At 68.6% G+C, this 22,466-nt stretch carries 24 protein-coding genes; 17 read left to right on the top strand and 7 right to left on the bottom strand.

The annotated features are described in order from the left end of the window. Positions 1–9 precede the first annotated feature (9 nt). The 5 genes from rfbB to B0I29_RS43030 all read left to right on the top strand — a co-directional run bounded on the left by rfbB (position 10) and on the right by B0I29_RS43030 (position 3,820). Positions 10–987 (top strand): dTDP-glucose 4,6-dehydratase, encoded by a 978-nt coding sequence (rfbB, locus tag B0I29_RS43045; protein ID WP_111654958.1) that lies wholly within the window; start codon positions 10–12, stop codon positions 985–987. Beyond that, positions 987–1,823 (top strand): dTDP-4-dehydrorhamnose reductase, encoded by an 837-nt coding sequence (rfbD, locus tag B0I29_RS43040; protein ID WP_181558268.1) that lies wholly within the window; start codon positions 987–989, stop codon positions 1,821–1,823. The genes rfbB and rfbD overlap by 1 nt, the downstream gene beginning before the upstream one ends. A 34-nt stretch (positions 1,824–1,857) precedes the next feature. Further along, the gene (locus tag B0I29_RS46210; protein ID WP_181558266.1) at positions 1,858–2,028 is read left to right on the top strand and encodes a hypothetical protein; all 171 of its coding nucleotides are present in this window, start codon (positions 1,858–1,860) and stop codon (positions 2,026–2,028) included. Next, on the top strand, positions 2,016–2,861 hold the full coding sequence (locus B0I29_RS43035) for a hypothetical protein (protein ID WP_111654957.1): 846 nt from the start codon (positions 2,016–2,018) through the stop codon (positions 2,859–2,861). Before B0I29_RS46210 ends, B0I29_RS43035 begins: the two co-directional genes overlap by 13 nt. A 98-nt stretch (positions 2,862–2,959) precedes the next feature. Continuing rightward, on the top strand, positions 2,960–3,820 hold the full coding sequence (locus B0I29_RS43030) for an aldo/keto reductase (RefSeq protein WP_111654956.1): 861 nt from the start codon (positions 2,960–2,962) through the stop codon (positions 3,818–3,820). 5 nt (positions 3,821–3,825) lie between these two features. On the opposite strand, the gene B0I29_RS43025 is transcribed toward B0I29_RS43030, so the two are convergent. From B0I29_RS43025 to B0I29_RS43010, 4 genes are all read right to left on the bottom strand, one after another. Further along, a complete protein-coding gene (locus tag B0I29_RS43025; protein WP_111654955.1) occupies positions 3,826–4,329 on the bottom strand; it encodes a hypothetical protein in 504 nt (167 codons plus the stop codon). Between the two features lie 481 nt (positions 4,330–4,810). Next, positions 4,811–5,371 (bottom strand): RNA polymerase sigma factor, encoded by a 561-nt coding sequence (locus B0I29_RS43020; protein ID WP_111654954.1) that lies wholly within the window; start codon positions 5,369–5,371, stop codon positions 4,811–4,813. Beyond that, on the bottom strand, positions 5,368–5,556 hold the full coding sequence (locus tag B0I29_RS43015) for a hypothetical protein (RefSeq protein ID WP_111654953.1): 189 nt from the start codon (positions 5,554–5,556) through the stop codon (positions 5,368–5,370). The genes B0I29_RS43020 and B0I29_RS43015 overlap by 4 nt, the downstream gene beginning before the upstream one ends. A gap of 100 nt (positions 5,557–5,656) precedes the next feature. Then, positions 5,657–7,165 carry a class I SAM-dependent methyltransferase gene (locus tag B0I29_RS43010; RefSeq protein WP_111654952.1) on the bottom strand — a complete coding sequence of 503 codons (1,509 nt, stop codon included), beginning with the start codon at positions 7,163–7,165 and terminating at the stop codon, positions 5,657–5,659. A gap of 80 nt (positions 7,166–7,245) precedes the next feature. On the opposite strand from B0I29_RS43010, the gene B0I29_RS43005 reads away from it, so the two are divergent. The 6 genes from B0I29_RS43005 to lexA all read left to right on the top strand — a co-directional run bounded on the left by B0I29_RS43005 (position 7,246) and on the right by lexA (position 12,939). Beyond that, the gene (locus B0I29_RS43005) at positions 7,246–8,295 is read left to right on the top strand and encodes a cation diffusion facilitator family transporter (RefSeq protein WP_111655007.1); all 1,050 of its coding nucleotides are present in this window, start codon (positions 7,246–7,248) and stop codon (positions 8,293–8,295) included. A 101-nt stretch (positions 8,296–8,396) separates the two neighbouring features. Beyond that, on the top strand, positions 8,397–9,452 hold the full coding sequence (locus B0I29_RS43000; RefSeq protein WP_111654951.1) for a GTP-binding protein: 1,056 nt from the start codon (positions 8,397–8,399) through the stop codon (positions 9,450–9,452). 469 nt (positions 9,453–9,921) lie between these two features. Beyond that, positions 9,922–10,593, top strand: a complete 672-nt coding sequence (locus B0I29_RS42995) for a hypothetical protein (protein WP_111654950.1) — start codon at positions 9,922–9,924, stop codon at positions 10,591–10,593. A gap of 554 nt (positions 10,594–11,147) precedes the next feature. Then, positions 11,148–11,342: a CsbD family protein gene (locus B0I29_RS42990; RefSeq protein WP_111654949.1), complete on the top strand. Its 195-nt coding sequence runs from the start codon at positions 11,148–11,150 to the stop codon at positions 11,340–11,342. Between the two features lie 296 nt (positions 11,343–11,638). Continuing rightward, the gene (locus B0I29_RS42985) at positions 11,639–12,295 is read left to right on the top strand and encodes a hypothetical protein (RefSeq protein ID WP_111654948.1); all 657 of its coding nucleotides are present in this window, start codon (positions 11,639–11,641) and stop codon (positions 12,293–12,295) included. Then, complete coding sequence (gene lexA / locus B0I29_RS42980) at positions 12,292–12,939, top strand: transcriptional repressor LexA (RefSeq protein ID WP_111654947.1); 648 nt, start codon at positions 12,292–12,294, stop codon at positions 12,937–12,939. The genes B0I29_RS42985 and lexA overlap by 4 nt, the downstream gene beginning before the upstream one ends. Here the strand turns inward: lexA and B0I29_RS42975 are convergent. From B0I29_RS42975 to B0I29_RS42965, 3 genes are read right to left on the bottom strand one after another with little or no spacing between them, the layout of a single operon-like run. Then, positions 12,899–13,720: a metallophosphoesterase family protein gene (locus B0I29_RS42975; protein ID WP_111654946.1), complete on the bottom strand. Its 822-nt coding sequence runs from the start codon at positions 13,718–13,720 to the stop codon at positions 12,899–12,901. The two genes, lexA and B0I29_RS42975, sit on opposite strands and share 41 nt — an antisense overlap. A 33-nt stretch (positions 13,721–13,753) precedes the next feature. Further along, the gene (locus B0I29_RS42970) at positions 13,754–15,100 is read right to left on the bottom strand and encodes a GGDEF domain-containing protein (protein WP_111654945.1); all 1,347 of its coding nucleotides are present in this window, start codon (positions 15,098–15,100) and stop codon (positions 13,754–13,756) included. A 37-nt stretch (positions 15,101–15,137) separates the two neighbouring features. Further along, complete coding sequence (locus B0I29_RS42965) at positions 15,138–15,989, bottom strand: LysR family transcriptional regulator (protein WP_111654944.1); 852 nt, start codon at positions 15,987–15,989, stop codon at positions 15,138–15,140. Between the two features lie 110 nt (positions 15,990–16,099). Here B0I29_RS42965 and B0I29_RS42960 point away from each other — a divergent pair, with 110 nt between their 5' ends. The 6 genes from B0I29_RS42960 (at position 16,100) to amaB (ending at position 22,456) form a co-directional block, all read left to right on the top strand. After that, complete coding sequence (locus B0I29_RS42960) at positions 16,100–17,044, top strand: pyridoxal-phosphate dependent enzyme (protein WP_245973191.1); 945 nt, start codon at positions 16,100–16,102, stop codon at positions 17,042–17,044. Further along, entirely contained in the window at positions 17,041–18,138 is a 1,098-nt protein-coding gene (locus B0I29_RS42955) for a M20/M25/M40 family metallo-hydrolase (RefSeq protein ID WP_220091586.1), read from the top strand. Before B0I29_RS42960 ends, B0I29_RS42955 begins: the two co-directional genes overlap by 4 nt. 10 nt (positions 18,139–18,148) lie before the next feature. Next, on the top strand, positions 18,149–19,183 hold the full coding sequence (locus tag B0I29_RS42950) for an alpha/beta fold hydrolase (RefSeq protein ID WP_245973190.1): 1,035 nt from the start codon (positions 18,149–18,151) through the stop codon (positions 19,181–19,183). 48 nt (positions 19,184–19,231) lie between these two features. Further along, the gene (locus tag B0I29_RS42945; protein WP_245973189.1) at positions 19,232–19,603 is read left to right on the top strand and encodes a PNPOx family protein; all 372 of its coding nucleotides are present in this window, start codon (positions 19,232–19,234) and stop codon (positions 19,601–19,603) included. Between the two features lie 128 nt (positions 19,604–19,731). After that, a complete protein-coding gene (locus B0I29_RS42940; RefSeq protein WP_111654940.1) occupies positions 19,732–20,880 on the top strand; it encodes an NAD(P)/FAD-dependent oxidoreductase in 1,149 nt (382 codons plus the stop codon). A gap of 46 nt (positions 20,881–20,926) precedes the next feature. Continuing rightward, positions 20,927–22,456 carry an L-piperidine-6-carboxylate dehydrogenase gene (gene amaB / locus B0I29_RS42935; protein ID WP_111654939.1) on the top strand — a complete coding sequence of 510 codons (1,530 nt, stop codon included), beginning with the start codon at positions 20,927–20,929 and terminating at the stop codon, positions 22,454–22,456. Positions 22,457–22,466: the final 10 nt, after the last annotated feature.

The following is a 22,466-nucleotide window of genomic DNA, read 5'->3' as shown; positions in this document are numbered from 1 at the left end:
TCCCCACCCGTGCAGATTTTCGTAACCGGTGGTGCCGGCTTCATCGGATCGGCCTACGTCCGGGCCCTCTTGCAGGACGAGTTCGCGGGTGCGGTGGGCGCATCGGTGACCGTTCTGGATCTGTTGTCCTATTCGGGGAATCGTGAAAACCTCCCCGTGTCGGATCCCCGACTTCAATTCGTCCAGGGCGACATAACTGATTCACAGCTGTTGCGCGACCTTCTTCCGGGTCATGACGTGGTAGTGCATTTCGCCGCGGAATCACATGTCGACCGATCCATCAACTCCGCTGTGCCGTTCGTCACGACGAACGTTCTCGGCACTCAGATCCTGCTCGACGCGGCCCGCGCCGCGGGCGTCGGCCGGTTCGTGCACGTCTCCACCGACGAGGTGTACGGCTCGATCGACGAGGGCTCGTGGACCGAGACGTGGCCGCTCGCGCCGAACTCTCCGTACGCCGCCTCCAAGGCCGCCTCGGACCTGATGGCGCTCGCCGCGCACCGGACACACGGCATGGACGTGGTCGTCACGCGCTGCTCCAACAACTACGGGCACTACCAGTTCCCGGAGAAGGTCATCCCGCTCTTCGTCACAAACCTTCTCGATGGCAAGAAGGTGCCGCTCTACGGCGACGGCGGCAACATCCGTGACTGGCTGCACGTGTCCGATCACTGCCGCGGCATCCAGCTGGTCCTGGAGAAGGGCCGCGCCGGCGAGGTCTACAACATCGGCGGCGGCACCGAGCTGTCGAACAAGGAGCTCACCGGCCGCCTCCTGGAGGCCTGTGGCGCCGACTGGGACAGCGTCACCCCGGTCGAGGACCGCAAGGGCCACGACCGCCGCTACTCACTCTCGATTGACAAGATCAACAAAGAGCTTGGGTACGAGCCTCAGGTCACGCTCGACGAAGGACTGGCCGCCACCGTGGCCTGGTTCCGCGACAATCGTGCCTGGTGGGAGCCGCTCAAGGCGCGGAGCGCGCTCTGATGCGCTGGTTGATCACGGGGGCGGGTGGAATGCTCGGCTCTGATCTTCGCGCGGTGCTGGCGGGGTCGGATGTCGTGGCGTTGACCCGTGCCGAGTTGGATATTTCGGATTTATCCGCCGTGCGTGCCGCTGTTGACGGCGTTGACGTGGTGATCAACACGGCGGCGTGGACGAACGTGGACGCGGCGGAGACTTCCGAATCGTCCGCGACGGCCGTCAACGGTCATGCGGTAGCCGGGCTGGCTTCCGTACTCGGAAGCCGACTTATCCACATTTCTACGGATTATGTCTTCGACGGTTCGGCGACCTCGCCGATCGCCGAGGACACCCCGCACGCGCCGATCAACGCCTACGGGCGCGGCAAGGCCGTCGGGGAGAAAGCCGTCCTCAACGCCGGCGGTTACGTCGTGCGGACCGCGTGGCTCTATGGCGAACACGGGCCGAACTTCGTGCGCACCATGCTGCGTCTCGCCGCCGATCGCGAGACCCTCGACGTGGTCGACGATCAGGTCGGCCCGCCCACCTGGTCGTACCCTCTCGCCCAGCAGCTGGTCGCGCTCGCCCGCGCGGCGGCAGCCGGTCGCGCCGCGCCCGGCGCCTATCACGGCACCGCCGCCGGCTCCACAACCTGGTTCGGCCTGGCCCAGGCGGCTTTCGCACTCTCAGGTCTGGACCCCACCCGGGTACGCCCGACGACCAGCGACAAGTTCCCCCGGCCGGCGCGTCGTCCGGCGTACAGCGTGCTGGGTCATGACGGCTGGGCAGGCACCGGCGTGGACCCGCTGCCGGACTGGCACACCATGCTGAAAGAGGTTATGCCGGCGCTGATCCGCTGATTTTCTGTCGGAGGGTGCCGCTAGGTTTCCCGGCATGTCCACCGGCCTTACCTGGGCGGCGCTTGATGAGCGCGCCCGTCTCGGCGACCTCGCCGGGGTCACCGCCCTGCTCACCGGAGCTTCCGAGCAGCAGCGACTGACCTTCGGCGAGGACCTCCGCGCTCACTTCGCAGCGATCCACCCGGAGGACTGGTGGCCGCGCTGATGGCCGCGGTGCGCGAATTCGCCGTCTTGCACGGCCTGCTGTCGCCTTCGGCCGCGGAGATGGCGGCGTTCGCGGGTGATTACGCACGGATGCTCCCGAGCGCGCCGCCCGGGATCGCCGGGCTGGCCCAGCAGTCGCTGCGGGCCGTCGACACGGCCGGGCTGCTCGACCTGTCGCTTCTCGTCGAGGCCAGTTCGCTGGTGCTGCTCCGCACGGAAAGAGGCCTGGTCACGAAACAGTTGACCTGGCTGGAAACGGTTGCCCGGCGAGACCCGTCCCGCGCGGGCGAGGTGAGCACGGTGCTGTCCGTCGCGTTCGAGCACCCGGCGCTCGACGTGCGGGAGAAGGCAGCGAACCTGGCTCGCCGGTGGGGCACCGACACGCCGGCTCAGGTCGTGGCCGATCCCGTTCCAGGGTTGCCGCCCCGCGGGGCGGCTGGGTCGATCTCTCGTCTCGTCGTCAGCCTCAAACCCTCCCGGCCCGGCCGGCTCAGCGTGGAGGAACAGCTCTTCACGCTGGAACGCGTCTCCGTGCAGAGATATGACAGCCATCACTGGAGCCCCCGCCCCTCAGTCCTGGCCGCGGCCCTGCCCCATCATCGGGAGGCCGTGGCGGCGTGGGCGCTGTCGTCGTTCGCCGAACTCGCCGACCGTGACCGGCGCGGCGGATCAGCCCTGCTGCCGATGCTCGCCGCTCCCCACGCGGGCTCCCGGATCTGCTGGAGCTCGGTTCCCAGGTCGCAGCCGATCTCAAGGCCGCCGATCCGATCGCCGGGCTCGACGAGATCGCCGGGTTGGACGAGATCGCCGGACGCCCGACCGGCGGCCGGCTGACGAAGGAGGCCCGGCGACTACGCGCCGTGCTCTATTCCCAGCGTGAGGCAGCTCAAATACTGGGGACGAACGAGCCACGGAGGGGTAGATGTGGACACATGACTCTCTCGAACAGCGGCACCATCGATCTGGGCGGCAAGAGTGTGCACCGGCTGGGGTACGGCGCCATGCGGATCACCGGGCCCGGCGTCTGGGGTCCGCCCGCGTCACCTGACGAGGCGATCCGGGTGCTGCGCCGCTCCGCCGAGCTCGGTGTCACGTTCATCGACACCGCCGACTCCTACGGGCCGGACGTGTCCGAGGACCTGATCCGCGAGGCTCTGCACGACGGCAGCGGGTACGGCGACATCGTGATCGCTACAAAGGGCGGCTTCACCCGGCACGGCCCGAACCAGTGGCGAGCGGTCGGCCGCCCCGAATACCTGCGCCAGACCATCCTCATGTCGATGCGCCGCCTCGGCGTCGAGCAGATCGACCTGTGGCAGCTGCATCGCATCGACCCGCTCGTGCCGCGTGACGAGCAGTTCGGGGTTCTGAAGGCTTTCCTCGACGAGGGCCTGGCGAAACAGGTCGGCCTCTCCGAGGTGAACGTCGAGGAGGTCAAGGCCGCACAGGCCGCCGGTGTGCCGGTCGCCTCGGTGCAGAACCGCTACAACCTGGGCGACCGCCGGGCCGAGGAACTCCTCGACTACTGCACCGACCAGGGCATCGCCTTCATCCCCTGGGCGCCGGTCGACGCCGGCACGCTCGCTCGCCCCGGCGGCCCCTTGGAACAGATCTCACAGGCCCACCCGGGTACGACGACCGGCCAGCTCGCCCTGGCATGGCTGCTCCGCCGTTCCCCGGTGGTGGTCCCGATCCCGGGCACATCCTCGGTGACCCACCTCGAGGAGAACCTCGCCGCCGCCGACGTCAAACTGACCGACGACGAGTACGAGGCCCTCGCCAAGGCGGCCTGACCTGCTCAACCAGGGGCCAGGTCCCAGGCGGTCAGGTGGACGGTGACCTTGCCGGCATCGCCGTTCGCCGGATCCATGGTCAGCTGCACCAGGGTCTGCTGATCCGGTTCGCCGCCGACCGGGCGGACTGGGGTGAGCAGGCAATAGGTACGGTCGTCTCGCAACTCCAGCGGCGCGTCCCCGGTGGAGTCGTCGCGGATCGCCGCGGCGCACTCGTCCGGTGAGGCGACGTCCGGGATGATCACGGCCGCGGCGATCGCCGCGGCCTGCACGTCGGCGGTCGGCTCGAGGAGCAGATCGGTGGTGTCCGGAATCGCGGAGATCGCCACAGCGCCGTCGCCGCTCGCCACCGTGCGGGGCTCCTCCAGGTCGATGCTCTGCGACTGGTCGTCGCTGAGCGCCATCGTCAGCGAGTACGCCGCATAGCGAACCGGGAACGGTTCCGGTTCCGAGGGCGCCGGCGAGCCGGCTGTCGACGGCAGGCTGGGAAAATTGGTGGGAGCGGGCACCGGCGGCAGCGACGGAATCGGAACCGCGGGCTTGGGAGCGGGCCTGGCAGAGTGCGAAGGCGACCCGGCAGCCGGCCCCGGCGCAGTCCTGAAACTCACGCTCACACTGGTTCGCGCACTCGGGCTCGGCCTCGGTGCAGGAGAGGACGCCGAGACGACCGGCAACGGCCGCCCCGGAGCACTTGGCACGGCTGGCACCCTCACTTCCCGGACTTCGCTCCCCGCCTGCATCGACGCCACCCCGAGGCCACCGGCGGCAAGCGCCGTGATCACGGCAACGAACCCCGAGACCCCGAACTTGAGCCGGGCGGACCGCCCTCGCGTTACGAGCCCGGCCCTCACCCCACCCGACGACGCGGCGGCGTCCGCCAGAAGCACCCGCTCCCGCAGGTCGGCAAGTCCGGCCTCGACGTCGAACGTCACCCCGGACAGAACCTCCTCCTGGGCCAGGTGAAGGAGGTCGAGTTCGTCGGGAGTCAGCTCACCCTTCATGGCGACTGTCCTTCCAGGCTTGGAGCTCATTCGTCAGCCTCCTGCGGGCATGCTGTAGCTGGGATCTCACCGTCGAGCCGGGCATATCAAGCTGTTTAGCGATATGCCGGGGTTTGAGGCCCTCCTGCCGCAGGCACATGATCTGGTACTGGCCCGGGGGAAGCCCTCCAAGAAGTTCGACCGCTTTGATCCCGGTCAGGTACCGGTCGTCGGATTCGCCCTCGCTCTCCTCCTCCGAAGGCGGCTGCGGTTCGACCCGCAACCGCACGTCGAGCCGGTTGTCACGCACCTTTTCCTTGAACGCGTCCGAGACCGCGTTGCGCAGCATCCCCGAGGCGTAGCGTTTCCGCTCCTCAGGATTCATGGCGCCGACCTTCGGCCAGGTGCGGTGAAGATCGACCATCACCTCCTGGACGACATCCCACGCGTCATCGTGGTTGAGCCCTCGTGCGCGGGCGCGCCGATAGAGCAGCTCGCCGACCTCCCGGTACAACCCTTCCAAACCCGGGTCGAGCGAACTCGGCGCCTCGGTTCTCGCCTCGGTCTTCATGCCAGGCCGTCCGGTCCGCCCTGGCCCTCCCGGCCTTTGCGCCAGGTAATCCGGACCTCGAGCCAGCGTTCGTCCGGCGGATCCGCCGGGTCCGAGAGCCGGAACCTCACCCCACAGAGCGCGGCTGCCACCACGTTGATCGCCTGCGTGATCACCGCGCCGGCGATAGGATCCCAGAACTCCACATCAATCTCCCGTTGAGCCGTTGACAGGCCTTCAACGAAGAAACTGCGACATTTCCGAAACGTCCAGAAATCTTGTGAAAGTTCTCGACCGGGTGACGGCTCAGCCGTTGCGCGGCCTGCGAGCGACCGTCAGCAGATGCGTGTCCGGCCAGTCGAGCGAACCCCCGGACACCTCGGACAGCGACGCCACCGGCGCGATCCGGTTCTCGATGATCCAGTTGTTGCGCGACGGCGCCGACGTCGCGTCCAGCTCGAACCCGGCCTCGACCAGCAGCTCCGTCCACTCCGCGAAGCTCAGCCCGCAGAACTGCTCCTTCGTCTCCGACAGCCAGTTGTCGACGTAGTCCTTGCGCGTCAGGAAATCCATCGCCGCGCCCAGCTCGATCCGCACCGCACCGTCGCCGACAACCTCAAAATCACACCCGAACGCGAAATCCTTCGCGAATTGCTCCAGCTTCGCGCGTGTCGAAAGACCACTGAGGTACGCCTTGACAGCATCCGAAGTCAGCGAATCGAGATCACTCCGCGGCTCCGCCGGGGTGACGCCGTCATCGGTGGCGAGCGTGAGAACCACCTGCCGCCGCCGGTCAGCCGGCCCGCACACATCACTGTTGATCCAGACGCCGCCGGGTGCCGTGTGCTCGAATATCCGCCGGGCGAACTTGAGCAGCGACTCCCGCTGCCGGCCGTACGACCAGATCTCGTGGGTGAGCGCGAACGTCAGCGTGGTGTCGACCGAGCGGTCCGCGAAGATCGCGCCGCCGAGCACGTTGCGCTGGTAGAAGTAGACGTTCGCGTTGCGGAAGACCCCTTGTGCCTTCTTGTGTACGCACTCCTGGAACAGATGCCGGGCCACCTCGACGCCGATCAGGTCGCTCTCGCGCAGCGCCGGTTCCCGGTCGGCCAGTTCGAGCAGCGAACCGGCGCCGCAGCCGATGTCGACGATCCGGCCCGGCTGCACGTACTGCTTGACCGCTTTCCACTTGCGGCCGGCCGCGTCGGCGAAGGCTTCCGCGTACGTCCGGTAGTCACGGGTCGCCGTCAGCCCGCCCTCGTCGCCGACCACCGGGTCGTTGACCACGGTGCGGATCGTGTCGACGAGGCGGTACCGCTCGAAGACGTCGACGGTGGCCGGATGTGCCAGCTTGCGCCACGTCTCGTCGCCGTTCGCCAGGCGCAGCAATACGTCCCACGGGCGCTCCGGCGTCGTACGCAAGCCTGGGTCTGATTCCACGAGAGCGACCGGAAAACCGAGCCGGCGGTAAAGGTCCGCGACCTTCGGCGTGGAGCAGGCCAGCAGGGTGTTGTCCGGGGTCAGCTCGATGCCGGTGGCAACCGCGATGCTCTTGAGCGTCACGTCGGCGAACGCGTCGGTGGGCGCGGTGTCGAAGATCGGCACCACCAGCGACCGCAGCCCGCTCAGCGCACTGAGCCGCTCGATCGCCGCCTCACGCCGGTGGTACGGCACCGGGTTGCGCTTCGTGTTCTCGTGGTTGGCCGACGTCACCGCCCAGACAACCGTCACGCCATCAACGGCGAGCTGCCGCAGATAGTCGGCCTGAAAGCGGGTCAGCAGGTGATGACGACCGGGAAAGAGCACGTAAGACACACGTGATCATATCCGTTTCTGCAGCTCATTGGCATCTGCAACGTTGTCGCATACGTGCCCGAGCACATATCGTGACCGACGTGGCAGAGCATGAGCACCACCACGGGCACGGCCATGACCACGAGCACCCGCATCGGGGCCGTTGGCTCCGGCATCTGCTGACGCCGCACTCGCATGACTCCGCCGACAAGGTCGACAGCGAGCTGGAGTCGTCCCGCGAAGGCCTCCGCGCCCTCTGGATCTCGCTCGCCGGCCTCGGCATCACCGCGGCGCTCCAAGCGCTGATCGTCGCCCTCTCCGGCTCGGTGGCCCTGCTCGGCGACACCGTGCACAACGTCGCCGACGCGCTCACCGCCGTACCCCTGGCGATCGCCTTCTGGCTGGGCAGGCGCGCGGCGACACGCGCCTACACCTACGGCTTCGGCCGCGCCGAGGACCTGGCCGGCGTCGTCATCGTCGCCGTGATCGCCGGCTCCGCCGTGGTCTCCGGCTATCTAGCCGTCGACCGCCTGCTGAACCCACAACCCATGACGCACATCCCGTGGGTGCTCGCCGCCGGCCTCATCGGTTTCGCCGGCAACGAGATCGTCGCCCGCTACCGCATCACCGTAGGCCGCCGCATCGGCTCCGCCGCCCTGGTAGCCGACGGCCTGCACGCCCGCACCGACGGCTTCACCTCGCTGGCCGTGGTGCTGGCCGCCGCCGGCGCCCGGCTCGGCTGGAGCTGGGCCGACCCGGTGGTAGGCCTCGCCATCACCGTGGCGATCGTGTTCGTCCTGAAGGACGCTGCCCGCGAGGTCTATCACCGCCTCATGGACCGCGTCGATCCGCAGCTGGTGGACCAGGCCGAACGCGAACTCCGCACCATCGCCGGCATCCGCGACGTCTCCGGCCTGCGGCTGCGCTGGATCGGCCACCATCTGCACGCCGAAGCAGGCATAGTTGTCGACGCCCACCTGACCCTGCTGGCCGCCCACGAGATAGCCGCCGACGCCGAACATCAGCTGACCCACCACGTCCCCCGCCTGACCGGCGCCACCGTGCACGTGGACCCCGCCACCCACCCAGGCGACACCCACCACCCCGGCCTCTCCCACCATCGCCAAGACCGCCTGACCACCACCCCGTGATCCGGCCTGGGCGCTGAGTGGCGGTCGCTGGGAACGGTTGTGTTGCCCGGCACACCGTTCCGGAGGAGGCAACCGTCGCCCGGACACGGCAAGATCCATTCATGACGACTCTCGTCACACCCATGGCCGGCTTCTGGCCGCACGCCACCGAGGCCGCCGTGCGGCACCTCACCGGCTCGGCAGTGCTGGACCTCCGATCCACCGGGCTCACTCCCGGTGCGCTGATCACGGCGGTGGTCAAGGAAGTGCGGCGAGCGCCGGCTCCTTCACTGGTCACGCTCCTTCCCGAGCGGTACGAGCCCGACGACCTCCGTCAGGCCTGGACAGAACAGAATGTGCCGGATTCCGTACGGCTGGGCGTGGTCTGCACAGTCGTAGCCGCCGACCTGGTCCTCGACGCTCTCTCCAACGACGACCTGGTGAGCGACGTCGACCCGTACGCAGGCACCCTCGATGATCGACGCATCGGCGACCTGGTCGCACGGCAGATCGAGCAAGCGGGCAGAGTGCTGGTGAGCGGCCGCCCGGAGGGCGACGAGCCGTGGGAGGCCGAGCAGCTGCGAACGTTGCTGCACCGCCTGGCCCCATGGGCCGAAGTACGCGACATCGACGACGCCATCGACTCCTCAAGCCCGTCCTCACCGGCCCCACCCCAGGCACCGATCGCACCAGCCGTACGCGGCCTGCTCGGTTACGCCGTAGGCACGCACAGCCCCGAACCCACCAACGGCGTGGTGTCCATCGTCTTCCGCCAGAAACGCCCCTTTCATCCGCAACGACTCTTCGCCTCGCTGGAGCACATCACCCGGCGAGTACTCCGCTCACGCGGCCACCTATGGCTGGCAAGCCGCCCTGACCTGGTCTTATCGTGGGAATCCGCAAGCATGCTGAGAATCGAAGGCGCCGGCGGCTGGCTAGCCGACCTCCCCGACGAGGCCTGGCCCCAGGTCCACCCGGAACGCAGAATCGCCGCCACCCTGGACTGGGATCCCTACTACGGCGACCGCCACCACCACCTCACCTTCATCGGCGTCGACCTGGACGCGGAGACCCTGCAACAAACGCTGACCGCCTCCCTCCTGACCGACGAGGAACTGGCAACAGGCTTCGACAGCTGGCGAGAGCTACCAGACCCGTTCGCCCTCAACCTCAGCTGACCAATAACGCGCAACCAATCCCAGGCGCGACGCCCGAAGCGATATTTTCACGAATCGCAAATAGACTCACGGCGGAACACCACTGGTCCGTTTTCCGAGTTTGCGAGAAGTAATATCGGATTCGACGCCGGATACAGTTTCGAGAGCGCCATAGAATGCACCTGGCCGGCGTTCATCGCACCCACGCGATCCGACCAGACGACCAGAAGAACACAGACACGGTGGCACTGGCACTGGCACTGGCGACGGCGCCAGCACCGCCCTAGCGAAAGTTGCCACCGCGACCTCGCCCACGGGAATTGCCGGTGCAACATCGCCAGCGGTGGACGGTGTCAGGACCTCGCCGGTGAGAGCCGTCGCCGCGACTTCACCGACGAAGCATGGCGTTAGGACCTCGCTGGCGGAAGACGTTGCCACGACTTCGCTGGCGGGAGTGGCTGTCGCAACCTCGCCGATAAGGGATGCCGTCGTGACCTCGCCGATGAAAGACGGTGTCGGCACCTCGCTGTCGAGCGACGGCTCCGGCACCTCGCTGTCGAGCGACGGTGTGGACACCTCGCTGTCGAGCGACGGTGTGGACACCTCGCTGTCGAGCGACGGTGTGGACACCTCGCTGTCGAGCGACGGTGTGGACACCTCGCTGTCGAGGGACGGCTTCGGCGCCTCGCCGCCAGCGGACACTGTCGACAGATCGCCGGCACCGGGATGTTCGGCGGAGGGCCGCAGCTGCAGATGCTCGCCACTGCCGGCGGACCCCGCGGCCGCCATGCCAGGGGACACTGCGCCGGAAGCCGCCGCGCCAGGAGCAGCCGTGCCGGGGACCGCTGCCCCGGGAGTCGCCGTGCCGGAAGGCGCCGTGCCGGAAGGCGCCGTGCCGGAAGGCGCCGTGCCGGAAGGCGCCGTGCCGGAAGGCGCCGTGCCGGAAGGCGCCGTGCCGGAAGGCGCCGTGCCGGAAGGCGCCGTGCCGGAAGGCGCCGTGCCGGAAGGCGCCGTGTTGGGAGGCGCCGTGTTGGGAGGCGGCTTCAGGGGTTGGCGGGCGGCCTCCTGGCAGCGGCTCAGTTTTCGGGCGTGGCGGCGTTGTAGGCCCCAGGCTCTGTCGAGTTCGTGCTGGCGGCGGAATTCTTCGGCCTCTGCCGAATAGTTGCGTCGCCTTGTCCGGTCGCGCATGGTTGCTAATTCTGATCTGCTGAACAATTCTCGCTGCCCCCGCATGCCTAAATTGTTTCAGGCCTGGATCTGCATCGATCAGTGTTCGATCTTGACCTTTTGAAGATCTATTCCGCATGGCGCGAAATGACTTCTCTCGGTCATAGAAAAGCCCGATCGCACCCCGACAGATATTGCGGCAAGCACCGTGAGGCGCGCAGCATGGAACCGGCAAGGCAGCGCGGACGGGCAAGGCGGACAGGGCGCGAGGCAAGGGAAGACGCGAGGCACGGCGCGGGTCACAGGACCCTGGGCAAACGACGCGGCACAGGACGCAAGGCCGCGATGTGCGCAGGGCAGCGATGAGCGCAAGGCCAGGACCCCGGGCGCAAGGCAAGGGCGCGAGGCCAGAACGTCGGGCGCAAAACCAGGACGCCCGGCGCGAGCAGTGCGGGGTGCGGGGCGTGGTTGGGGATGTTGGGTGGGTTGGTTCAAGGTGGGTGGGGGCGGGTATCCCCTCTGTTGAGCGACACGACTGAGGAGGACCCCATGGCGTTCGACGACAAGGTGGACAACAAGGCCGAGGAGTTCGGCGGCAAGGTCAAGGAGGGCGTTGGCCGGGCGACCGATGACGAGCGCCTTGAGGCCGAGGGTAAGGCTGACCAGGGCGAGTCGCACGCCAAGCAGGCCGGCGAGCACGTCAAGGACGCCGGTAAGAAGATCAAGGACATTTTCAAGTCCTGAGCAAGCCACGGCACGCCCAGACCTGAGCAAGCCACGGCACGCCCAGACCTGAGCAAGCCACGGCACACCCAGACCTGGGTACGCCACGGCACACCCAGACCTGGGTACGCCACGGCAAACCCGGACTTGGGTACGCCACGGCAAACCCGGACTTGGGTACGCCACAGCACCACTGAAGGACGGCCACCGCAGGCAACACCGGCGGTGGCCGTTCTCAGTGGTGGTACTGATGACCGGGCGGTAGTTCCTTCGTAACTTCGGGTGCATTCAGCCGTACCCAAGAAGGAGCTTGAGTCATGCAGAAGATCTCCACCGCTGGGGTGCGCCGTGCGGGCGCTTATGCGGCCGCCGGCGGAGCGCTGACGGCGATCAGCGGCTTCCTCGTGCAGACCGTCGTCGTGCCGGGCAGCACCGTTGACGATCAACAGTGGAGTTATCCCTGGTCTAGTGACGCGGTCGTGCTGGTCAGTGTCGCCTATGCCGGGTTTCATCTGCTCGTCTGCCTGGGGCTGCTGGGGTTCGGGCGCAGTGGGATCGCGGGTGGCGGGACGGTCGCGCGGGGCGGGGTGTGGATCGCGTTCGCCGGGACGGTCGTGCTGCTGGTCGCCGAGCTCGCGTCGATTCCGTTTCGGGAGCAGGCGCTCGACGCCAGTGGGCCGTCGATGGTCGGGATGCTGTTCGGGCTGGGTACGGTCGGGTCCGCGATCGGCTTTCTGATGGCCGGGGTCACGACGCTAAAAGCGCAGCGCTGGCAGGGGTGGCAGCGGTTCACTCCCCTGGTCGTCGGGCTCACCCTTCTGCTGATCACGGGTCTCGTGATGACCGCGTGGATGGCGGCGAGCATTGGCGCGTACGGAATCGGGCTTCTGGGTCTTGGGCTGGCCATGCGCACCCAGCCGGACCCGAACGGGGTGCTCGCCCGCGAGCCGCAGCGAGCCCGCGCGGAGCGATGAGGCAAGATCGCTGGGTGCACCTCGACACCTCCTTGCTCAGTGACCGGCAGCGCAAGATCTTGACCGTCATCCAGGACTGGGCGGTGCGGTACGGGTATGCGCCGTCCACCCGGGAGCTGAGCGAGGCCGTCAAGCTGTCGCCGTCGACGGTGAGCAGGCAGGTCAGGATGCTGGAGGAGTACGGCTATCTGCGGCGCGGGAGTTCGCTGGCGCGCCCGATCGACGTCCGAATGTTTCTGACAAATCCCGAAACAAGCGAGAAGAGCGACACGACTGTCGGCGTCCCACTCGTCGGCACCATCGCGGCCGGCACCCCGATCCTCGCTGAAGAGGCCGGCGAAGAGGTGCTCAACCTCCCCCGTGACCTGGTCGGCCGGGGCACGCTGTTCAGCCTGCGGGTGCGGGGTGACTCGATGGTCGACGCGGCGATCTGCGACGGCGACATCGTGGTCGTGCGGCAGCAGCCGGATGCGTACAACGGCGACATCGTGGCCGCGATGATCGGCGAAGAGGCCACGGTGAAGGTGTTCCGGCGGGCACACGGGCATGTGCTGCTGGAGCCGCGAAATCCGGCCTATGACGTGATCGACGGGGATCAGGCGGTCATTCTCGGCAAGGTGGTGTCGGTGCTGCGGAAGGTCTGACCGAGGCCAGGATCTCGGCCAGGCGTTCCTGAGGCACCTCGCGGAGCAGGTCGCCGGCGTGTGGATCTCGGGCGTGCAGGGTGTGGATCACCGGGCCGTCGACGTCGATCACCGAGGCGGACGGGCCCTGGACCACGCGTACGGTGTTCGGGCCGGAGGTCAGGTCGGTGCGGTTCACGACTCCCGGGGTGACCCAGACCGGCACGCCGGCGAACATGCCGAACAGCTGCGAGTGGTAGTGACCGCACAGGATCAGGCGAACGTCGGTGCCGGCGATCGCCGCGGCCAGTTCGCCGGGGTTGCGCAGGCCCAGGACGCGCTGGATCTCGATACCCGGGACGGATATCGGCGGATGGTGGAACGCGAGGATCGTGCCGTTCGGCGCGGGCTCGGGCGCGGGCTCGGTGAGGAGCTCCCGCAGCCGGGTGGGGTCGATCAAGCCGTAGCCTTCGCCGGGGACAAGTGAGTCCAGCGGGATGATCCGATAGCCGTTGAGGACGATCGGTTCGGACGGGCCCAGTACCTCGGTGAAGGCGGTCCGCTCGTCGTGATTGCCGGTGGTGAAGATCGCCGGGATGCCGCGGCCCGTCGCGAAGGCGCCGATGAGGTCGCGGGCGATCACGTACTCCGGGATCGTTCCGTTGTCCGCGATGTCACCGGTGATGACGATCGCGTCGATGTCGGGGACGTCGCGGCAGTCGTCCAGCATCCGCCGCAGCGCCATCGCACTGAATCCCGATATTTCGGAGATGTGGGTGTCGGAGAGGTGCAGCAGCCTCATCCGGACATGATGCCTCGCCGGACGGTGGGCGGGCTATGCGGCGCGGGCCTTCTTGCCGGCGTACATCGCGGCGTCGGCGGTGCCGATCAGGGTCTCCCTGTCGATGCCGCAGCCCGGCTCCGCGCTCGCCGCGCCCACCGTCACGCCGATCGTGACCACGCCTGTCGACAACGCCATGGGCAATCGGAGCGTCTCGCGGATCCGCTGGGCCAGCTCCGAGGCGTCGACGCCCTCGCAGACCACCAGGAACTCGTCGCCGCCGAGGCGGCCGACCACGTCGCCCGGGCGCGTCACCGCGCACAACCGCGCGGCGACGACCTTGAGAGCCTCGTCGCCCGCCAAGTGACCATATTTATCGTTGATGGGCTTAAATCCGTCCAGGTCGCACAACAGGACGGTCACCCCGGCAGGCCCGGTCAGCGCGCGGTCGATCGAGGTCATCATGTGCCGCCGGTTGCGCAGCCCGGTCAGCTCGTCATGGGTCGCCTGGTGTTCGAGGGTGCGTTCGGCCTGCTCACGCTGGACGGCGAGACGGTGGAACCGGAGCAGCACGAGCGGAACGATCAGCAGTGTGCCGACCGGCAGCATCAGGCTCGCCGCCTCGTTGCCGCGCATGATCTGCACGGCGGTGAGCAGCGGGTTCACGCTGAGCGCGACGGCCAGCCAGCTCAGGTGGCCCCGGCCGAGCATCGGGGCGCCGGCGCTCGGCAGCGGTTCGGTGACTTCGAGCGCGCCGCGCTGGATCGGTGCGGCCGCGATCGTCAGGAACGCGAGCAGCAACGGCTCGGTCCAGCCGGTGACCAGCGCGGTCTGGGTGAGGATCGCGGTGAGCGTGAGGTACAGGATCGTGTCCTGGCCGGGTCCGCGCGACGCGCCCATCCGGATCAGGCAGCCGATGACGCCGCTGATCGCGAAGACGTCGATCATCAGGAGGAGCAGGCCGAGCGGCGTGGCGGCATCGGTCAGGTGCGGCTGGACGCCCCACACCCAGAGCGGGCCGCCGGCGCAGAGGCCGAGCAGGGCGGCGTCGAGCAGGCCACTGGCGTCGGACGCGAGGCGGCGGCGCAGCGCTATTGCCGTACCCATGAGAAAGAGGCCGTGGGAGGCGGAGAGGGTGAGTTCCGAGGCCGTGCCCTCGGCTTGGCCGAGGTGTCCGTCGAGCCAGCCCGGCATCGACAGCTGGCCGATGAGCAGCACGATGAGGCCGCCGACCGAGAGGAACCAGGGCCGTGAGCGCGGCAGCCGGCGGGTGGCGAGGGCGTAGGCGAACGTGGCGAGCGGCGTCGCGACGATGAACAGTTGCACGGCGGATCGGCTGTCGCCGGCGACCGTGTAAACGATCATGGCGACAGCCGCGAAGAGCAGAAACATCGCGCGCATCCTGGGATGTATCGGCGCGGTCGCCGCCGGGATGAGGCTATGCGGCAGCCGCCTTCAGCGCGTCGCGACCCGCGCGGACCGCCGGGTGCGTGCCGCGCCCACGCCGCGTCACGGTGAAGAGCCGGCGTCCTTCGGACAGCGGATGCAAGGGTACGGTCGGAGGACGCCCGTGGAAGACCAGACCGGGCAGCAGAGCAACGGCGTGGCCCTGCTCGACGAGACGCAGGTGCAGCAGCAGATCGGCGGTCTCGAAACGGACGTCCGGCTCGAAACCGGCGGCGCGGCAGACGTTTGTCGCCCAGTCGCGTGCGGAGGTTCCGGCCGGTTCCATGACCCAGGGATGGCCGGCTTCCAGTTTCTCCAGGCCGGCCAGGTGCAGCGGGTCGTCGAGCAGCTCCTCGGCATGCAGGTCAGCGGGGTGCGCGAGCGGGATGCCCGGGTACTCCTCGACGATCACCAGGTCGCAGTCATGCGCGCGCAGTGCGGACAGCGCCTGCTCCGGCTCCATCTGAGTGACCTCGACGCGGAGTCGGGGATGCAGCTCGCGCAGCCGGCTCAGCGCGGCCGGGACCAGGGCGAGGGCCGCGGTCTGGAAGGACGCGATTCGCAGCGTGCCGGCCACCTCGGTCAACGATCCGGCGATCTCGGCCCGGGCGCGTTCCAGACGTTCCAGGACGGCTTCGGTGTGCGCGACCAGGATCTCGGCCTGCGGGGTGAGGCGGACGCGGCGGCCGACCGGTTCGAGCAGCGGGACACCGGCTTCGGCTTCGAGCTGGGACAGCTGCTGGGAGACGGTCGACGGGGCGTAGGAGAGGGCTTCGGCGACGGCGGCGAGAGTGCCGCGGTGCTTGAGTTCGCGGAGCAGGCGGAGGCGGTGCAGGTCGAACATTCGGTTTTCCTGACGGTTTTCGCTCGGAAAGATGCGCTGGACCGATCTTGTCAATGAACGGCATCCTGGCGCTCGTGATCGAGACATGGTTTACGCCGGGCGGACGGGTCTTGACGAAGTCATCCCCCGATCCGGCGGTGCGGGAGTTTCACGCGGGGCTGCCGGGATATGCGCCCACTCCGCTGCATGATCTGCCGGCGCTCGCCGATGAGCTGGGTGTGCGGCGGGTTCTCGTGAAGGACGAGTCGTCGCGGCTGGGGCTGCCGGCGTTCAAAGTACTCGGGGCGTCCTGGGCGATTGACCGGATTCTGCGCGAAATTTCGGTGGAAAAGCTGGTCACCGCCTCGGACGGCAACCACGGCCGGGCCGTCGCCCACGTGGCGCGGACGCTGGCGATCCCGGCCCACATCTTCGTCCCGTCCGGCGTTCACCCCCTCGCCGTCGCGGCGATCGAGGATGAAGGCGCCCAGGTCACCCTTGTGAACGGGACCTATGACGATGCGGTGCGGGCTGCCTCGCAGGCCGGCGGCACGCTCGTGCAGGACATGGCCTGGCCGGGATACGAGCGGATCCCGCAGTGGATCGTGGACGGTTACACCACCCTGTGCGTGGAGATCGAGGAGCAGCTCGGCGGCGAACCGGACCTGGTGATCACACCGGCCGGAGTCGGATCGCTGGCACAGGCCGTCGCCGGGTATTTCCCCTCGAAGACCGTCACGGTCGAGCCGACCACCGCCGCCTGCGTGCTGGCCAGCCTCCGGGCGGATCGGCCCGTCACCACAGAAACGGACACGACCGTGATGGCCGGGCTCAACTGCGGGACACTGTCCAGCCTTGCTTGGGCGTACCTGCGCAATGGTCTTCACGCGGCAACGGCGGTGACCGACGCGCACAGCCTGCGCGCCGCGAAAGATCTCGCCGCGCTCGGCGTTCCCGCAGGTCCATGCGGTGCGGCGGCCCTGGCCGCCGCGCGCGGCCTGACCCTCCCCCACGATGCGACAGTGGTGCTCCTGAGCACTGAGGGCGCCGGCGCCAACCCGTGGGAGCTGCCGTGACCGACCCGCTCCCGCTCCTCGCCGACCTGATCAGAATCGACTCGGTCAACCCGAGCCTCGTCCCGGGCGGCGCCGGCGAAGCCGCCATCGCTGATTACTGCCATCGATGGCTCGAAGCGCGAGGCTTCGAGGTGCACCGGCTTGAGCGACGCGAGTCACGGCCGTCTCTGGTCGCCAGACGCAGGGGTACGGGCGGAGGCCGCACCCTGATGCTCAACGGACATCTCGACACGGTGGGCCTGGTGGGGTACGCCGGTGACCCGCTCGATCCGGTGATCGAAAACGGCCGGATATACGGACGCGGCGCCTACGACATGAAGGCCGGCCTGGCCGCGATGATGGCGGCGGCAGCATCGGCCGGCCCCCAACACGGCGACGTTCTGCTCGCCCTTGTCGCCGACGAGGAACACGGCAGTTGCGGCACGTCAGAAGTGCTGGAACGGTTCACCGCCGACGCCGCGATCGTCACCGAGCCCAGCAACCTGGAGATCACCCTCGCGCACAAGGGCTTCGCCTGGTTCGACGTGGAGATCCTGGGCCGCGCGGCGCACGGCTCCCGGCCGGATCTCGGCATCGACGCGATCACCAAGGCCGGCCACTTCCTGGTAGCGCTGGAGAAGCTCGGCACCGGGCCGGCGCATCCGCTGCTGGGGCACGGAACCGTGCACGCGTCGATGATCTCCGGAGGTGAGGAGGCGTCCACCTATCCGGCGTGGTGCCGGGTCACCGTCGAGTGGCGGACCGTTCCCGGCGACGACCCGGCCGGGCAGCTCACCGCGTTGCTGGATCGGCTCGGGCTGGATTATCGGCTGCATCCCGGACTGTCCCGGGAGCCGTTCGAAGCGGACCCGTCCTGGCCCATCGTGCGGACGCTGACCCGGTCTTTCGAAACGGTTCTCGGCCGGCCTCCGGTGATCCGCGCCGAGCCGTTCTGGACCGACGCGGCCCTGCTGCATCGCGCCGGGATCCCGGCGCTGCTGTTCGGCGTGGACGGCGAGGGAGCGCACGCTGCCACCGAGTGGGCTTCGATCGCGTCGCTGCGCCACCTCACCGACATCCTTACCGCGACCATCGTCGATTTCTGCGGACCGTGATACTGGACGGGTGGAGAGCCTGCGCTTCGCCCGTGCCGACGACGGGGTGACGATCGGTTACCAGATGTTCGGGCAGGGGCCGGTGCTCGTCTGGATGCCGTCGCTCAGCAACATCGTGGCGCAGTGGCGGATCCCGGCGCTGCGCGACGCCTACCTCGGCCTCGCGCGGAGCCTCACGGTGATCCTTTACGACGGGCGGGGCACCGGCAGCTCCGACCGCCGGATCGACCTCGACGATCTCGGGGTCGAGGCGCACCTGCGCGACCTGCGGGCCGTTCTGGATCATGCCGGCGTCCAGCGGGCGTCGCTGCTCGGGTACTACCACTCGGTCGCGACGGCTCTCGCGTTCGCGGCCCGGTCGCCGGCCCGGGTTGATCGGCTGGTGCTCTTCGGCGGCGCGGCGCGGATGCGGGAAGCCATGATCCCGGCGCAGACCCAGGCGCTGTTGTCGCTGGTCGACCAGGACTGGGGGCTGTTCGCCGACGCTGCCGCCACGGCCTGGCTGGGGTGGGACTCGGCGCCTTCCGGTCGCTGGACCGCCGAGGCTTTCCGCACTGCCACGTCGGCCGCCGTGGCGCGGGCGTGGTTCGACGCGGCGGAGCGGATCGATGTCACGGAAGAGCTTGCTCGGGTACGCGTACCCTCGCTGATCGTGCACCGGCAGGGTGAGGGGCAGATCCCGGCTGAAGTCTCGCGCAGGCTGGCCGCGTCGTTGCCGGATGCGCGGCTGGTGGAGCGGCCCGGGTCGACGCCGACGCTGTTCATGGAGGACGCGGAGGATGATCTTCGGTTGGTGACGGCGTTCGTCACGGGTCTTCCTCAGTCTGAGCCGGCGGTTTCCGGGGCGCTGACGCCGCGCGAGCGTGAGGTGCTCGCGCTGCTCGCCGCCGGCGGGTCGAACGGTGAGATCGCCCGGGATCTGGGCATCGCTGTTCACACTGTGGAACGCCATCTGGGCAACGTCTATCGCAAGATCGGGGCGCGCGGGCGGACCGATGCCGTGGTCTATGCGCTGCGTATGACGGAAAACCGCCACGGCGCGTGACGGATCATGGGGAAGCGGTTCCCCGGCGCTGTGCCGGACGATGAGCGCATGAGTGCTTTCGTCCGTGCCACCACACCCGCTGTTCGTGCGCTGTCCGGGCGCCGCTGGTCGCCGTGGGCGGTGGTCCAGCATCGCGGCAGGGTGACCGGCCGCGATCTGGCCGTGCCGGTCGTGGTGATGGCGACGCCGGAGGTTTTTGTCATCAATCTGCCGTGGGGCGAGCGCACGAACTGGGTGCGGAATGTGCTGGCGGCCGGGGGTTGCATTATCCGGTGGAAGGGTGCGGAGCATCAGGCCGGTTCTCCTCAGATCATCTACGAGGGCGAGGCCAGGGCTTACTACTCACGGCTGTCGTGGACGATCGCCCGGCGGATGTTCCCGGCCGACGCCTGGCTGCTGCTGCGCCGAGTGGACCGTTAGGACAGTGGCGCGGCGGCACTGCATGATGGGAGCCGGTCTCTATCTCTTCGACCTCCGCACACCTTGAAAAAGCCACCTCCGGGCCTGAGGATCAACGGAAGATCCTTCCGAAGTCTGGAGGACCGTAGATGCCCACTCCTCCCCCACCCTCCGCATCCGTCGTCATCATCGGTGGCGGCGTCATGGGTCTCAGCACCGCCTATCACCTGGCCCGCGCCGGCGTCCGGGACGTCGTGCTCCTCGACAAGGACTCCTTCGGCTCCGGCTCCACCTGTAAGGCCGCCGGTGGCGTCCGCGCCCAGTTCTCCGATCCCGTCAACATCGCGCTCGGCGCCCGTAGCCTGGAAACCTTCGCCGATTTTCCCGCCCGCTTCGGTCAGGAAATCGACTTTCACCAGGTCGGATACCTCTTCCTGCTGGACGACCCGGCCGACGTGAGCGCGTTCGAGCGCAACGTGCGCACCCAGAACGAGCTCGGCATCCCGTCCCGCATGATCAGCGTCGCGGAGGCGAAGCGGCTCTCCCCGCTCATCAACACCGATGGATTGATCGCCGCCGTCTACTCACCCACCGACGGTCACTGCACGCCCGAATCCGTCGTTCTCGGTTACGCCACCGCCGCCCGCCGCTTCGGCGCCACCCTGATCCCGCACTGCCCCGTGACCGGCATAGACATTCACAGTCAACACATCACTGGGGTACGCACAAACGCCGGCACCATCCAAACCAGCACCGTGATCTGCGCCGCCGGGGCCTGGTCCGCCGAGGTCGGGGCGTGGGCCGGCGTCGACCTGCCGGTGACCCCGCTGCGCCGGCAGATCCTGATCACCGAGCCGATGCCCGGCCTCGACCCGCTCACCCCGTTCACGATCGACTTCGGCAGCACCTTCTACTTCCACGGCGAGGGCCGTGGCCTGCTGTTCGGCATGTCCGATCCGGACGAGACGCCGGGCTTCAAGCTGGACCGTGACGACGCCTGGATGCCCCGGCTCGGCGAAACTGTCGAACGCCGCGCCCCGCGGCTCGCCGAGGTCGGCATCGCCAGCGGCTGGGCCGGGCTCTACGAGAACACCCCGGACCACAACGCGCTGATCGGCCGCGACGGCGATTTCCTGTACGCGACCGGCTTCTCCGGCCACGGCTTCCTGATGGGTCCGGCGGTCGGTGAGGTGATGCGTGACCTCTACCTGCGCCGCCGCCCGTTCGTCGACGTCAGTGACCTGAGCGCTGCCCGTTTCGCCGGGGCCGGCACCCGGCCCGAGCTCAACATCGTCTGACCCCACAAGGATCAGCCGGTGCCAAAGACCCTGAAGGAGACCGCTTGTGACCAGCCTGCCAACCGCCGAGGACCTCAGCCGCCGCGCCCGGGAAGCCGCCGAGCGCTGCGGCGTCGATCTGGCCGCGTCAGCCGGAGACCGACCGGTCACGTCGCCGGTCAACGGTGAGGTGCTGATTTCCGTACGCTGGCAATCGCGGAGTGACGCGGACGCGGCGGTGAGAAAGGCGACCGAGGCCTTCGGTGAGTGGCGCACGGTGCCGGCGCCGGTTCGCGGCGCGCTCGTGCGACGGTTGGGTGAGCTGTTGCGCGAGCACAAGGAGGATCTCGCGACGCTGGTCAGCCTGGAGGTCGGCAAGATCACCTCGGAGGCGCTGGGCGAGGTCCAGGAGATGATCGACATCTGCGAGTTCGCGGTGGGGCTGTCCCGGCAGCTTTATGGCCGGACCATCGCCTCGGAACGTCCCGGGCACCGGCTGTCCGAAAGCTATCACCCGCTCGGTGTGGTCGGCGTGATCAGCGCGTTCAACTTCCCGGTCGCGGTCTGGTCGTGGAACACCGCGATCGCCCTGGTCTGCGGCGACCCGGTGGTGTGGAAACCGTCCGAGCTGGCGCCGCTCAGCGCGCTCGCCTCGGCCGCGCTGCTGGACCGGGCGATCGCCGAGACCGGCGCGCCGGCGAACCTGAGCCAGGTGGTGATCGGCGGCGCCGACGTCGGTGAGGCGCTCGTCGGCAACCGCGGGATCGCGCTGCTCAGCGCTACCGGATCGACCCGGATGGGCAGGGCTGTCGGCCCCCGCGTCGCCGACCGGTTCGGCCGGTCGCTGCTGGAACTCGGCGGCAACAACGCCGCCGTGGTGACCCCGTCGGCCGATCTCGATCTGGCGACGCGCGGCATCGTGTTCTCCGCCGCCGGCACCGCGGGGCAGCGCTGCACCACGCTGCGCCGGGTGATCGCCCACGAGAGTGTGATCGCCTCGTTGCTCGATCGAGTCGCGTCCGCGTATCGCTCGCTGCCGATCGGCTCGCCGCTGGACGCCGGGACGCTGGTCGGGCCGCTGATCTCCGATTCCGCGTACAAATCAATGCAGGACGCGCTGCTGGCAGCGCGGCAGCAGGGTGGGGAGATCATTGCCGGCGGCTCTCGCCGCCTGGCCGAGGCGGCGCCGGGTGCGTTTTACGTCGAGCCCGCGATCGTACGCATGACCGAGCAGACCGACATCGTCCGCCAGGAGACGTTCGCCCCGATCCTCTTCGTGCTCCCCTACTCCACCATCGACCAGGCTATCGCGCTCAACAACGACGTCCCGCAAGGTCTGTCGTCGAGCATCTTCACCAGCGATCTCGGCGAGGCCGAGCGCTTCCTCGGCCCGGACGGGTCGGACTGCGGAATCGCCAACGTCAATATCGGCACGTCGGGGGCCGAGATCGGCGGCGCGTTCGGCGGCGAGAAGGAGACCGGCGGCGGCCGGGAGTCAGGGTCCGACGCGTGGCGCGCGTACATGCGCCGCGCCACCAACACGATCAACTTCTCGGGCGCGCTGCCCCTCGCACAGGGCGTCAAATTCGACATCTGACTCGTAGAAC

The organism is Actinoplanes lutulentus, from assembly GCF_003259845.1.
Taxonomy (GTDB): Bacteria; Actinomycetota; Actinomycetes; order Mycobacteriales; family Micromonosporaceae; genus Actinoplanes; species Actinoplanes lutulentus.
Note: the sequence above shows the minus strand (reverse complement) of the source record. Positions and strands in the feature narration are given on the sequence as shown.

Bases quoted from the DNA above. Each gene is read 5' to 3' on its own strand.
- B0I29_RS46210 (WP_181558266.1), top strand. From the start codon at position 1,858: ATGTCCACCGGCCTTACCTGGGCGGCGCTTGATGAGCGCGCCCGTCTC.
- B0I29_RS42965 (WP_111654944.1), bottom strand. From the start codon at position 15,989: ATGTTCGACCTGCACCGCCTCCGCCTGCTCCGCGAACTCAAGCACCGC.
- B0I29_RS43030 (WP_111654956.1), top strand. From the start codon at position 2,960: ATGACTCTCTCGAACAGCGGCACCATCGATCTGGGCGGCAAGAGTGTG.
- lexA (WP_111654947.1), top strand. From the start codon at position 12,292: ATGAGGCAAGATCGCTGGGTGCACCTCGACACCTCCTTGCTCAGTGAC.
- B0I29_RS42985 (WP_111654948.1), top strand. From the start codon at position 11,639: ATGCAGAAGATCTCCACCGCTGGGGTGCGCCGTGCGGGCGCTTATGCG.
- rfbD (WP_181558268.1), top strand. From the start codon at position 987: ATGCGCTGGTTGATCACGGGGGCGGGTGGAATGCTCGGCTCTGATCTT.
- B0I29_RS42975 (WP_111654946.1), bottom strand. From the start codon at position 13,720: ATGAGGCTGCTGCACCTCTCCGACACCCACATCTCCGAAATATCGGGA.
- B0I29_RS42990 (WP_111654949.1), top strand. From the start codon at position 11,148: ATGGCGTTCGACGACAAGGTGGACAACAAGGCCGAGGAGTTCGGCGGC.
- B0I29_RS42945 (WP_245973189.1), top strand. From the start codon at position 19,232: ATGAGTGCTTTCGTCCGTGCCACCACACCCGCTGTTCGTGCGCTGTCC.
- B0I29_RS42940 (WP_111654940.1), top strand. From the start codon at position 19,732: ATGCCCACTCCTCCCCCACCCTCCGCATCCGTCGTCATCATCGGTGGC.
- B0I29_RS43020 (WP_111654954.1), bottom strand. From the start codon at position 5,371: ATGAAGACCGAGGCGAGAACCGAGGCGCCGAGTTCGCTCGACCCGGGT.
- B0I29_RS42970 (WP_111654945.1), bottom strand. From the start codon at position 15,100: ATGCGCGCGATGTTTCTGCTCTTCGCGGCTGTCGCCATGATCGTTTAC.
- B0I29_RS43000 (WP_111654951.1), top strand. From the start codon at position 8,397: ATGACGACTCTCGTCACACCCATGGCCGGCTTCTGGCCGCACGCCACC.